Source organism: Cupriavidus sp. GW821-FHT07C08 (assembly GCF_059419025.1).
Map to the genome: position 1 here is coordinate 84,302 of NZ_JBWKQZ010000029.1, position 11,963 is coordinate 96,264.

Below are 11,963 nucleotides of genomic sequence, written 5' to 3' on the forward strand. Positions count from 1 at the left end.
GTCGGCACAGCCGCGGCCCCTTTTTTACGCCGGCTGCGCTACGTCTGGATCAGCCGCTTCTGCCGCGAAATACTCATCAGGATGCCGATGCCCGCGCCCAGCGTCACCAGCGCGGTGCCGCCATAGCTCATCAGCGGCAGCGGCACGCCCACCACCGGCAGGATGCCGCTGACCATGCCCATGTTGACGAAGGCATAGGTGAAGAAGATCAGCGTGATCGATCCCGCCAGCAGCCGCGAGAACAGCGTCGGCGCATTGGCCGCGATAAACAGGCCGCGGAAGATCAACAGCAGATACAGCACCAGCAGCACCGCATTGCCGATCAGGCCGAACTCTTCCGAGTACACGGCGAAGATAAAGTCGGTGTGCTTTTCCGGGATGAACTCCAGGTGCGTCTGCGTGCCCTTGAGCCAGCCCTTGCCCTCGACCCCGCCGGAGCCGATGGCGATGATCGACTGGATCGTGTGGAAGCCCTTGCCCAGCGGATCGCTGGTCGGGTCCAGCAGCGTGCAGATGCGGTGCTGCTGGTAGTCGTGCAGCACCGGCCAGTTCACGCCCGGCGCGCACATATCGTTCTGGAACGTGATCAGCAGCGTGACTGCCACCACCAGCAGCCCCAGCAGCGGCAGGATCAGCTTCCACGACAGGCCCGCGAAGTAGATCACGTACACGCCCGCGGCCATCACCAGCAGCGCCGTGCCCAGGTCGGGCTGCTTGGCGATCAGGCCGACCGGGATCAGCAGCAGCACCAGCGCCACCACGAAGTCGAACCACTTGACCACGCCCTCGCGCTTCTGGAAGTACCACGCCAGCATCAGCGGCATCGAGATCTTCATGATCTCGGACGGCTGGATCACCATGCCGACATAAAGCCAGCGGCGCGCGCCCTTGCGGATCAGCCCGAACATGGCGACCGCGATCAGCAGCGCCACCCCGACCGTGTAGATCGGCACCGCCACCCGCATCAGCGTCTGCGTGGGCAGGTAGGCGATCACCATCATCACCACATAAGACAGCAGGATATTGCGCAGCTGGTCCTCGACCCGGCCCGGCATGTCGATGGCGGCCGAGTACAGCGCCACGATGCCGGTGGCGAACAGCAGGAAGACGATCAGCGAGAGTGGTTTGTCAAAACCGGTCAGCGCGGTCTTGATCAGGGACAGGACGCGGCGTCGATCCATGCGCGCCTCCTTCAGCGAGTGGCGTCGGCACCGCTGGCTGCCTTGGCAGCCACGGGCTTGACGCGTGGTTTGGGCGCGGGCGCCTTGGCCGGCACGACCGGCACGGAAGCCGGCGGCACCTTCGGCTTGCTGTGGCCCAGCGCCTGCAGCATGCGTTCATCCAGCGTCTGCACGGCCGAGGCCGGTGCGATCGCGGCCGGGTCCAGCGCCGCCGCGATCGCGTCAGACGCCGCGGCATGCGCGCCCGAGGCCGCGGCCACCGCGCTGGCGGCCGCGCCGCTGGCCGGTGCGCTGGCGCCCGACATCACGGTAGCGCTGGCGATGCTGGCGGTCTGGCCGGTGGTGAACACGCTCGGCGTGGCCACCGGCGGGCGGCCCGCCATGCGCTCGGCTTCCGGCGGTGCGATGGCTTCCAGCTCTGCCGGCCATTTGCCGGTCAGGTAGTAATCCATCAGCTTGCGCGCGATCGGCGCGGCCACCGCGGCGCCGAAGCCGGCGTTCTCCACGATCAGCGCGATCGCGATCCTCGGGTTGTCCGCCGGCGCGAAGGCGGTGTACAGCGAGTGGTCGCGCTTGCGCTCATCGAGCGCATGGTGGTTGTACTTCTCGCCCTTGCCCAGGCTGTAGGTCTGCGCCGTGCCGGTCTTACCCGCCGATTCATACGGCGCGCCCGCGAACACGCGCGCGGCGGTGCCGGAATGCGTCACCGCCACCATGGCACGCTTGATCACGTCGATATCGGCCTGCTTGAGTGGGATCCGGTAGCTTTCCTTGGGCACGGTCAGGGTGCGCTTGCGCGTGACCGCGTCTTCCACCGCCTTGACTAGGTGGGGCTTCATCACGCTGCCGTTATTGACGATCACCGAAGTGGCCTGCGCCAGCTGCAGGATGGTGAAGCTGTTGTAGCCCTGGCCAATGCCCAGCGAGATGGTCTCGCCGTCATACCACTTCTGCTGCTCGGGCTTGCGGTAGGCCTTGCGCTTCCATTCGGTGGACGGCAGGATGCCGCGGCTCTCGCCCTCGATGTCGATGCCGGTGATCTGCCCGAAACCGAGCGGCTTCATGAAGTCGTGGATGCCGTTGACGCCCATGTCGCGCGCCAGCGCGTAGTAGTAGGTGTCACACGACTGCACGATCGAGCTTTGCATGTCGACCCAGCCGTGCCCGCCCGGCTTGTCGTCGCGGAAGGTGTGGTTGCCCAGCGTGAAGAAGCCCGGGTCGTGCATGCCCCAGGCCGCGGTACGCTTGCCGGTGGTCAGCGCCGCCAGCGCCATGAACGGCTTGTAGGTCGAGCCCGGCGGGTAGGTGCCCCGGAGGGGCCGGTTCAGCAGCGGCTTGTCGGGCGAGTTGTTGAGCTCGCTCCAGGTGTTGGAGTCGATGCCCTCAACGAACAGATTGGGGTCGAAGGTCGGCATCGAGACAAAGGCCAGGATGTCGCCGGTGGAGGGCTCGATCGCCACCAGCGCGCCGCGGCGGTCGCCGTAGAGCGCCTCGGCCAGCTGCTGCAGGCGGATGTCGAGCGACAGGATCAGGTTGTTGCCGGGCGTGGCGGGCGAGGTCGAAAGCGTGCGGATCGGGCGCCCGCCGGCGCTGACCTCGACCTCTTCAAAGCCGGTCAGGCCGTGCAGCTCGGTCTCGTAGCTCTGCTCCAGGCCGATCTTGCCGATGTAGTTGCTGCCCTTGTAGTTGTCGGCGTCCTTGCGCGGATCGTACTTGGCGCTGTCGGCGTCGTTGGCCTCGTCCATGGCCTCGATGCGTTCCTGGTCGCGCTGCGAGATGCGGCCCAGGTAGCCGATCACGTGCGAGGCCGACTCGCCCAGCGGGTACTGGCGGAACAGCCGCGCGCGCACGTCCACGCCCGGGAAGCGGAAGCGCTGCGCGGAAAAGCGCGCCACTTCCTCGTCGCTCAGCTGGCTGCGGATCGGCAGGCTCTCAAAGCTGCGCGACTCTTCCATCAGCCGCTTGAAGCGGCGACGGTCGCGCGGCTGGATATCCACCAGCCCCGACAGGCCCTCGATGGTGTTGTCCAGCGTATCGGTCAGCTTGGACGGCGTGATCTCCAGCGTGTACGCCGAATAATTGCGCGCCAGCACGAGCCCGTTGCGGTCCATGATGATGCCGCGGTTGGGCTCGATCGGCGCCACCGAGATGCGGTTGTCCTCGGCCTTGGCCGAGTACTGGTCATGCTTGTACCACTGCAGCCACAGGAAGCGCGTGAACAGCAGGCCAAAGCAGATCACCGTGAACAGGGCAGCGGCCGCCACGCGGATGCGGAAGCGGCCGATTTCCAGTTCGACGTTGCGGATTTCGGTCATGGTACTGCGTTGGCCAGGGATGAGCGTTTAGGTGCGGTCAGGTGCGTGCGGCGTCAGATCGGACGCGTCTCGTCGACATCGCTCGAACGGCGCTGCGGCGCCAGCAGCAGGCTGGTGGCCAGCGGCCACAGCAGCGCCTCGATCGCCGGCGCCAGCAACAGTTGCCAGCCCGGCAGCGGCGCGCCCATGGCCAGCCGGATCAGCACCGGCACCGCATGCACGATGAACAGCAGCGGCAGCACGTGCAGCGCCTGGGTATAGACGGTGAACCACAGCACGCGGCGGTGGATGGTGATGGCAAAGTAGGCCAGCAGGGTATAGGCCAGCGCGTGCTCGCCCAGCAGCCGGGCATCGTGCACGTCCATCAGCAGGCCCAGCAGGAAGGCCACGCCCATGCCCACCTTGCGCGGCTGGTGGATGTTCCAGAACACCAGCACCAGCGCCACCATGTCGGGGACCCACAGCGTGGTGCCCCAGGGCATCAGGTTGAACAGGAACGCCAGCACGAAGCTGAAGGCGATAAAGGCGGGATTGACCGGCCGCAGCAGGTATTGGGGATTGGTCACCGTGGTGCCTCCTTGGCGGGCGCGGCCTTGGCAGCCGCCGCGCTGTCGGCGGCTGCGCGCGCCGCGGCGGACTTGGCGCCCCTGACCGGGGCCTCCGGCTTGGCCTCGACCGTTTCGCGCGCGGGGATGGCCGCGTCGTAGCGCACCACCAGCAGCTGGCGGTGCGCGCGCACGCCGGCCACCGGCTCGCAGTACACGCGCGAGAACGCGGTATCGGCCTTGCGCTCGATATGGATGATCTTTGCTACCGGCAGGCCCGGCGGGTAGGTGCCGTCCAGGCCCGAGGTCACCAGCAGGTCGCCCTGCTGCAGGTCGGCGGCGGCGGCCATGAAGCGCAGGTCCAGCTGGCCCGCGCGCGCGCCGCCGAAGGCCACGCTGCGCAGGCCGTTGCGCACCACCTGCACGGGGATGGCCTGGTCCTTGTCAGTCAGCAGCGTCACCTCGGACTGGAACGGCGACACGCGCGTGACCTGGCCCACCACGCCGCGCTCGTCGATCACCGGGTAGCCGGCACGCAGGCCGTGCTGGCTGCCCTTGTCGATCACGATGCGCTGGCTGTAGGGATCGCGCGCGTCATACAGGATCTCGGCGGCCGTCACCGGCGTGGCCGACTGCTGCGCCAGTCCGAGCAGCTTGCGCAGCTGGCTGTTCTCGGACTCCAGCTGCGCCTGGCGCACCGAGGCCTGGGCCTGCTGCACGGCGTTCTGGCGCAGTTCGCGGTTTTCAGTGGCGAGCATCGCCGACGACTGCGCGTAGTCGAACATCGTGCGCAGCGCGTCGCGCGGCGTCAGCACCAGGCGTTCGACCGGAAACAGCACGGTGGCGGCAACCTGCCGGCCCACGCTGAGCGCGTCGAAACGGGCATCGACCACCAGCAGCGCCAGCGCGATGGCCACGTACAGGACCAGCCTGGCGACTGCCGAGGTGCCTTGCTTGAAGAGCGGCGGAGGGGAGTAATCCATTTACCCGAACAAAGGCCGGAGCCCACGCGGAAACGCCCCGCCGCCCGCCGTGCCGCGCCCGGGTCCCTTGCTGGGACGGGAGCGGCACGGTCGGGCGGCGGGAGCTGCCGGGGCCTGGCCCCGGCGGGTGAGGCGCCGCGACGCCGCCCTGATCGCTGGATCCGGCAGGCCGCGCATCGCCACGTGAGCGTCCTTCTTACTCGTAGGAGAAGATGCTGCCGAGCTTGTCCATGCGTTCCAGCGCCATGCCGGAGCCGCGCACCACGCAGGTCAGCGGGTCTTCGGCGACCAGCACCGGCAGGCCGGTTTCTTCGGCCAGCAGGCGGTCCAGGTCGCGCAGCAGCGCGCCGCCGCCGGTCAGCATCATGCCGCGCTCGGCGATGTCGGCGCCCAGTTCGGGCGGGGTCTGTTCCAGCGCGATCTTCACCGCCGACACGATCTGGTTGAGCGGATCGGTCAGGGCTTCCAGGATTTCGTTGGACGACACCGTGAAGGCGCGCGGGATGCCTTCGGACAGGTTGCGGCCCTTGACTTCCATCTCGCGGACTTCGGAGCCCGGGAAGGCCGAGCCGATTTCCTTCTTGATGGCTTCGGCGGTCTGTTCGCCGATCAGCATGCCGTAGTTGCGGCGGATGTAGTTGACGATGGCCTCGTCGAACTTGTCGCCGCCCACACGCACCGAACCCTTGTAGACCATGCCGCCCAGCGAGATGATGCCCACCTCGGTGGTGCCGCCGCCGATATCCACCACCATCGAGCCCGACGGTTCCGACACCGGCAGGCCGGCGCCGATCGCGGCCGACATCGGCTCCTCGATCAGGTAGACCTGGCTGGCGCCGGCGCCCAGCGCCGATTCGCGGATGGCGCGGCGCTCGACCTGGGTCGAGCCGCACGGCACGCAGATGATGATGCGCGGGCTCGGCCGCAGCAGCTTGCTGTCGTGCACCATCTTGATGAATTGCTTGAGCATCTGCTCGGTGACGGTGAAGTCGGCAATCACGCCGTCCTTCATCGGGCGGATCGCCTCGATGTTGCCCGGCACCTTGCCCAGCATCTGCTTGGCTTCCTTGCCCACCGCCGTGATGGTTTTCTTGGCGTTGGGGCCGCCTTCCTGGCGGATCGCGACGACCGAGGGCTCGTCCAGCACGATGCCCTTGTCGCGCATGTAGATCAGCGTATTGGCGGTGCCGAGGTCGATCGCCAGGTCGTTGGAGAAGTAGCTGCGGAGAAATCCGAACATCAGGAATCCTGTCTGTGGTGGTGTTCGCGGGTAGGCGAAGCGGCCGGCACCGCGGGCGGTCCGGCCACGAAATACGTTGTGTTGAATACGGAATGGTTCCCGGCTTCCCGGTCCGCCCGCCGTCCGGCACGGGGCCTGCCCGGGCCGGAATGGGATTGGGAACGGCACCGCCGGCGCACTGTGCGCGCCGGCACTACGGGAACCTTTGATTAGACCCCGCGGAAAAGTTCGCGGAAATGTGCAGACACCGGCGCACAATGTCGTTGACATGCGACATGCGCTGGCCGGCTGCAGAGGCCTAATCAGAGGACCCAGGTTCGCCCTTCGGGCGCCTGTGGATGCCAGGCGCAGGCGTGCCGGCCAGCGGCCGGTTTGCGGCCATGTGACGTAGGCGTTGCCAAGGGTCGGTAACTCGCAATGATACCTTATAATTCCTGCTGCTTCGGGCGTTTACGGCCTGAAAATACCTGTAATTCCGACGACTCCGGGGCGCCACTCCGGCGCCCCCGGTCAGGCCACGGGCCGTGCGACGCAGCCGCCCCATGAGCCAGCCGCCGGCGCAGCCCGCGCCCCCCGCATCCGAGCATCCGAACCACCACGCCATGGCCCTCGCTCTATCCGACGTCAAGCGCATCGCCCACCTGGCCCGCATCGAAACCAGCGATGACGAGGCCGCCCAGACGCTTGCGCAGCTGAACAACTTTTTCTCGCTGGTCGAGCAGATGCAGGCGGTCGACACCACCGGCATCGAGCCGCTGGCCCACCCGCTGTCTGCCGTGCGCGACATGGTCCAGCGCCTGCGCGAGGACGTGGTCACCGAATCCGACCGCCGCGCCGACTACCAGCGCCCCGCGCCGGCCACCGAAGACGGCCTGTACCTGGTGCCCAAGGTCATCGAATGACCGCCGCCCGGCCCGGACCCGACGCACCCGTGCAAGCCTGTCCGCCGCCGGCCACCCGCCAGTACGCTACCCCTGATGCCAACCGACTGTCATGCCCTTTTCCGCTGATTCCGTGACCTCCCTGCGCCAGCTTGCCGATGCGCTGGCCGCGCGCTCCGTCTCCGCCGAGGAACTCGCGCGCGAGTACCTGGCCCGCATCGAGCAGGCCGCCGCGCTCAACGCCTTTATCCACGTCGATGCCGAGCGCACCCTGGCGCAGGCGCGCGCCGCCGATGAACGCCGCGCCCGCGGCGAGGCCGCGCCGCTGACCGGCGTGCCGGTCGCGCACAAGGACGTGTTCGTCACGCGCGGCTGGCGTGCCACCGCCGGCTCGAAGATGCTGGGCAACTATGAAAGCCCGTTCGACGCCACCGTGGTCGAGCGCATGGCCGCGGCCGGCATGGTCACGCTGGGCAAGACCAATATGGACGAGTTCGCGATGGGCTCGTCCAACGAGAACTCGCATTTCGGCCCGGTGCGCAACCCGTGGGACACCAGCCGCGTGCCCGGCGGCTCGTCGGGCGGCTCGGCCGCGGCAGTCGCTGCGGGCCTGGCGCCCGCCGCCACCGGCACCGACACCGGCGGCTCGATCCGCCAGCCGGCGTCGTTCTCGGGCATCACCGGCATCAAGCCGACCTACGGCCGCGTGTCGCGCTACGGCATGATCGCCTTCGCCTCGTCGCTGGACCAGGCCGGCCCGATGGCCCATAGCGCCGAAGACTGCGCGCTGCTGCTCAACGCCATGGCCGGCTTCGACCCCAGGGACTCCACCAGCATCACGCCCGCGCAAGGCGGCGTGGACGAGGACTACACCCGCCTGCTGGGCCAGCCGCGCGCCGGCGCCACCGCCGAGCGCCCGCTGGCCGGGCTGCGCATCGGCCTGCCGAAGGAATACTTCGGCAAGGGCCTGTCGGCCGACGTCGAGCAGGCCGTGCGCGCCGCGCTGGCCGAGTATGAAAAGCTGGGCGCCACGCTGGTCGAGGTGACGCTGCCCAAGACCGAGCTGTCGATCCCGGTGTACTACGTGATCGCCCCGGCCGAGGCCTCGTCCAACCTGTCGCGCTTTGACGGCGTGCGCTACGGCCACCGCGCGGCCGAGTACCGCGACCTGCTCGACATGTACAAGAAGAGCCGCGCCGAAGGCTTCGGCGCCGAGGTCAAGCGCCGCATCATGGTCGGCACCTATGTGCTGTCGCACGGCTACTACGACGCCTACTACCTGCAGGCGCAGAAGATCCGCCGCATCATCGCCGACGACTTCCAGCGCGCCTTCGCCCAGTGCGACGTGATCATGGGCCCGGTGGCGCCGACGGTGGCGTGGAAGCTGGGCGAGAAGACCTCGGACCCGGTGCAGATGTACCTGGCCGACATCTTCACGCTGTCCACCAGCCTGGCCGGCCTGCCCGGCATGAGCGTGCCGTGCGGCTTCGGCGAAGCCGGCATGCCGGTGGGCCTGCAGCTGATCGGCAACTACTTCGACGAAGCGCGCCTGCTGCAGACCGCGCACGCGTTCCAGCAGGCGACCGACTGGCACCTGCGCCGTCCGGGCAAGGCATGAACATGACCGCGCGCTCCTCGCTGACCCTGCGCCTGATGGCCGCGGCCGCGCTCGCCGCGGCGGTGGCCGGCTGCATCCCGCTGCCGGGCGGGCTGGGACGGCCTGCGCCCCCGGCTCCGATCGCCAGCCGCGACATCGACCTGGCCGGCGACTGCCGCCGCACCGAGGAAGACGGCTTCCGCGAAGACGCCCAGCTGCGCGTGTCGAACAACAGCGTGCAGCAGCTGTCGTGGAAGCTGTGGGTAGGCAAGCGCGGCTCGTGCAGCTTCAACCTGGCGGACTTCCGCCAGGTCCAGAAGAAGCCGCATATCGAGCTGCGCGCCAGTGACGGCAGCGGCTGCAAGCTGATGGTCTGGCAGGACCCGCGCCGCGTCACGCTGGCGCACGCCAATTGCCAGCAGCGCTGCACCCCCGGCATCTACGAAGAAGCCTGGCCCGTGATGTTCGAGCCGGGCAGCGGCGCCTGCGCCCGCACGCGCTGAAGCCACCGAAGCCGGCCATGACCCACGCACCCGCCACCCCGCAACGCTCGCCGCGCACCGCCCGCCCGGCGGTGGCGGTGCTGCGCGCCGTGGTGGCACTGGGGCTGGGCGCATGGCTGGCCGGCGCATCCGCGCATACACAGGACCTGCCCGCCCCGGCGCTGGGGCAGCCGGCGCCGCTGACGCCTGCCGGCGTGCTGGCGCCGAATGCGGTGAGCCGGGCCGCGCCAGGATCTGCGGCAACGGCATCCGTGCCCGCGCAGCGCGTCGAGCTGCGCGGCGATGCGGCCACGCCCGCGCTGACCGCCTACTGGTTCCTGCCGCGCGAAGGCACCACCGCGCGCGCGCTGCCCGTGGTGGTGGCCTTGCACGGCTGCGGCGGCCTGCTGTCCGCGCGCCCCTCGCGCGCGAGCGCAGCGGGGACCGACAAGGCGGACGTTTCCGGAATGCTGCAGCAACGCTACCGCGAATACGCACACTGGCTGACCGAGCGCGGCTATGCCGTGCTGATGCCCGACAGCTTCAGCGCGCGCGGCAGGCCCCACGGCATTTGCTCCGACCCCATCGACACGCGCGGCATCGACGACCGCACGCGCCGCGCCGATGCGCTGGCCGCGCTGCGCTGGGTGGCGCAGCAGCCGGCGGTCGACACCGCGCGCATCGTGCTGCTGGGCTGGTCCAATGGCGCGCAGGCGGTGCTGGCCACCGTCGATGCCAGCCGCCCGTGGCCGGCCGGCACGCCCCAGGTGGAGCGCGCCGTGGCGTTCTACCCGGGCTGCAAGCGCGCCGTGCAGCAGCACAACTACCGCCTGCGCGCGCCGATGCTGCTGATGATCGGCGGCGCCGACGACTGGACCCCCGCCACCCGCTGCGCCATGCTGCAGAGCGCGGTGCTGGCGCGCCAGCCGGGCGCGCGCTTCCGGCTTGAGATCTACCCGGGCGCCTATCACGGCTTTGACGGCACCAGCGAGCTGCATATGCGCCGCGACGTACCGGCAGGCATGCGCAAGACCCAGGGCGTCACCGTCGGCGGCGATGCGGTGGCCCGCGTGGCCGCGCTGGCCCAGCTCGACTCATGGCTTGCCAGCCCCGACCCCTGAGGGCCGGGGCAAGACCAGACTGAACCCCGGGGCGGCGCCGCCGCTCCACCGCAACAGACAGAACCGAAAGAACCGAACAGGAATACCGCCATGCAATGGGAAGTGGTGATCGGCCTCGAAACGCACGCTCAGCTTTCGACGGCCTCCAAGATTTTTTCCGGCACCTCCACCGCCTTCGGGGCCGAGGCCAACACGCAGGCCTCGCCGGTGGACCTGGCGCTGCCGGGCGTGCTGCCGGTGCTCAACAAGGGCGCGGTCGAGCGCGCCATCCAGTTCGGCCTGGCGATCGGCGCCACCATCGCGCCGCGCAGCATCTTTGCGCGCAAGAACTACTTCTACCCCGACCTGCCCAAGGGCTACCAGATCAGCCAGTATGAGATCCCGGTGGTACAGGGCGGCACCATCACCATCCAGGTCGAAGGCAAGAAGGGCGAGTTCTACGAGAAGACCGTCAACCTGACCCGCGCCCACCTGGAAGAAGACGCGGGCAAGTCCCTGCACGAGGACTTTGCCGGCATGACCGGCATCGACCTGAACCGCGCCGGCACCCCGCTGCTGGAAATCGTCACCGAGCCCGACATGCGCAGCGCCGCCGAAGCCGTGGCCTATGCCAAGACGCTGCACTCGCTGGTGGTGTGGCTGGGCATCTGCGACGGCAACATGCAGGAAGGCAGCTTCCGCTGCGACGCCAACGTGTCGGTGCGCCCGCTCGGCCAGAAGGAATTCGGCACCCGCCGCGAGATCAAGAACCTGAACTCGTTCCGCTTCCTGCAGCAGGCCATCGAGTACGAAGTGCAGTGGCAGATCGCCGAGATCGAGGACGGCCGCAAGATCCAGCAGGCCACCGTGCTGTTCGACCCGGATACCGGCGAGACCCGCGCGATGCGCACCAAGGAAGACGCGCACGACTACCGCTACTTCCCCGATCCGGACCTGATGCCGCTGGAAATCGATGCCGGCTGGGTGGACCGCGTGCGCGGCGAACTGCCCGAATTGCCGGCCGCGATGCAGGCGCGCTTTGTCTCGCAGTACGGTCTGTCGGCGTATGACGCCACCACGCTGACCGCCACCAAGGCCTTCGCCGCCTACTACGAGGCCGTGGTGGCCGACGCCGGCGCGACCAATGCCAAGCCTGCGGCCAACTGGCTGATGGGCGACGTGGCCTCGCAGCTCAACCGCGAAGGCATCGCCATCGATGCCGCGCCGGTCACGCCGGCGCAACTGGCGAAGCTGCTGACGCGCATTGCGGACGGCACGGTGTCGAACAACACCGCCAAGAAGGATGTGTTCCCGGCGATGTGGGCCGGCGAGCATGGCGGCGATGCCGATGCCATCATCGCGGCCAAGGGGCTGAAGCAGATGTCGGACAGCGGCGAGCTGGAGAAGATCATCGACGACGTGCTGGCGGCCAACGGCAAGTCGGTCGAGGAATTCCGCGCGGGCAAGGAGAAGGCGTTCAATGCGCTGGTCGGGCAGGCGATGAAGGCCACCAAGGGCAAGGCCAATCCGGCGCAGGTGAATGAGCTGCTGAAGAAGAAACTGGGGTAATGGGGAAAGGGCGGGCTGACAGCCCAGCGAACCGCCAGCGGCAGGCGTATCCTACTGGCCTGCCCTAAGC

General features: G+C 68.7%; 10 protein-coding genes. 5 read left to right on the forward strand and 5 right to left on the reverse strand.

The window, feature by feature from the left end:
- Positions 1–38: 38 nt before the first annotated feature.
- From rodA to AC07UK_RS29380, 5 genes are all read right to left on the reverse strand, one after another.
- Positions 39–1,181: a rod shape-determining protein RodA gene (gene rodA, locus AC07UK_RS29360; RefSeq protein WP_013955205.1), complete on the reverse strand. Its 1,143-nt coding sequence runs from the start codon at positions 1,179–1,181 to the stop codon at positions 39–41.
- 11 nt (positions 1,182–1,192) lie between these two features.
- On the reverse strand, positions 1,193–3,496 hold the full coding sequence (mrdA, locus tag AC07UK_RS29365; RefSeq protein WP_436220568.1) for a penicillin-binding protein 2: 2,304 nt from the start codon (positions 3,494–3,496) through the stop codon (positions 1,193–1,195).
- A gap of 53 nt (positions 3,497–3,549) precedes the next feature.
- Positions 3,550–4,062, reverse strand: a complete 513-nt coding sequence (mreD, locus tag AC07UK_RS29370; protein ID WP_114136035.1) for a rod shape-determining protein MreD — start codon at positions 4,060–4,062, stop codon at positions 3,550–3,552.
- Positions 4,059–5,024 (reverse strand): rod shape-determining protein MreC, encoded by a 966-nt coding sequence (gene mreC, locus AC07UK_RS29375; protein WP_494686945.1) that lies wholly within the window; start codon positions 5,022–5,024, stop codon positions 4,059–4,061. Before mreC ends, mreD begins: the two co-directional genes overlap by 4 nt.
- 196 nt (positions 5,025–5,220) lie before the next feature.
- Complete coding sequence (locus AC07UK_RS29380; protein WP_008648066.1) at positions 5,221–6,264, reverse strand: rod shape-determining protein; 1,044 nt, start codon at positions 6,262–6,264, stop codon at positions 5,221–5,223.
- 602 nt (positions 6,265–6,866) lie between these two features.
- Here AC07UK_RS29380 and gatC point away from each other — a divergent pair.
- The 5 genes from gatC (at position 6,867) to gatB (ending at position 11,893) form a co-directional block, all read left to right on the forward strand.
- Positions 6,867–7,166, forward strand: coding sequence for an Asp-tRNA(Asn)/Glu-tRNA(Gln) amidotransferase subunit GatC (gene gatC / locus AC07UK_RS29385; RefSeq protein ID WP_035819367.1), 300 nt, complete (start codon positions 6,867–6,869; stop codon positions 7,164–7,166).
- 91 nt (positions 7,167–7,257) lie between these two features.
- Complete coding sequence (gene gatA / locus AC07UK_RS29390) at positions 7,258–8,763, forward strand: Asp-tRNA(Asn)/Glu-tRNA(Gln) amidotransferase subunit GatA (RefSeq protein ID WP_436220567.1); 1,506 nt, start codon at positions 7,258–7,260, stop codon at positions 8,761–8,763.
- Complete coding sequence (locus AC07UK_RS29395) at positions 8,760–9,245, forward strand: hypothetical protein (RefSeq protein WP_494686944.1); 486 nt, start codon at positions 8,760–8,762, stop codon at positions 9,243–9,245. Before gatA ends, AC07UK_RS29395 begins: the two co-directional genes overlap by 4 nt.
- Before the next feature lie 17 nt (positions 9,246–9,262).
- On the forward strand, positions 9,263–10,345 hold the full coding sequence (locus AC07UK_RS29400; RefSeq protein WP_436220565.1) for a dienelactone hydrolase family protein: 1,083 nt from the start codon (positions 9,263–9,265) through the stop codon (positions 10,343–10,345).
- Positions 10,346–10,435: 90 nt separating this feature from the next.
- Positions 10,436–11,893, forward strand: coding sequence for an Asp-tRNA(Asn)/Glu-tRNA(Gln) amidotransferase subunit GatB (gene gatB / locus AC07UK_RS29405; RefSeq protein ID WP_494686943.1), 1,458 nt, complete (start codon positions 10,436–10,438; stop codon positions 11,891–11,893).
- Positions 11,894–11,963 lie beyond the last annotated feature (70 nt).

Coding starts and splice junctions, on each gene's coding strand:
- mreC (WP_494686945.1), bottom strand. CDS start 5,024: ATGGATTACTCCCCTCCGCCGCTCTTCAAGCAAGGCACCTCGGCAGTC.
- mrdA (WP_436220568.1), bottom strand. CDS start 3,496: ATGACCGAAATCCGCAACGTCGAACTGGAAATCGGCCGCTTCCGCATC.
- gatC (WP_035819367.1), top strand. CDS start 6,867: ATGGCCCTCGCTCTATCCGACGTCAAGCGCATCGCCCACCTGGCCCGC.
- AC07UK_RS29380 (WP_008648066.1), bottom strand. CDS start 6,264: ATGTTCGGATTTCTCCGCAGCTACTTCTCCAACGACCTGGCGATCGAC.
- gatA (WP_436220567.1), top strand. CDS start 7,258: ATGCCCTTTTCCGCTGATTCCGTGACCTCCCTGCGCCAGCTTGCCGAT.
- rodA (WP_013955205.1), bottom strand. CDS start 1,181: ATGGATCGACGCCGCGTCCTGTCCCTGATCAAGACCGCGCTGACCGGT.
- AC07UK_RS29395 (WP_494686944.1), top strand. CDS start 8,760: ATGAACATGACCGCGCGCTCCTCGCTGACCCTGCGCCTGATGGCCGCG.
- AC07UK_RS29400 (WP_436220565.1), top strand. CDS start 9,263: ATGACCCACGCACCCGCCACCCCGCAACGCTCGCCGCGCACCGCCCGC.
- gatB (WP_494686943.1), top strand. CDS start 10,436: ATGCAATGGGAAGTGGTGATCGGCCTCGAAACGCACGCTCAGCTTTCG.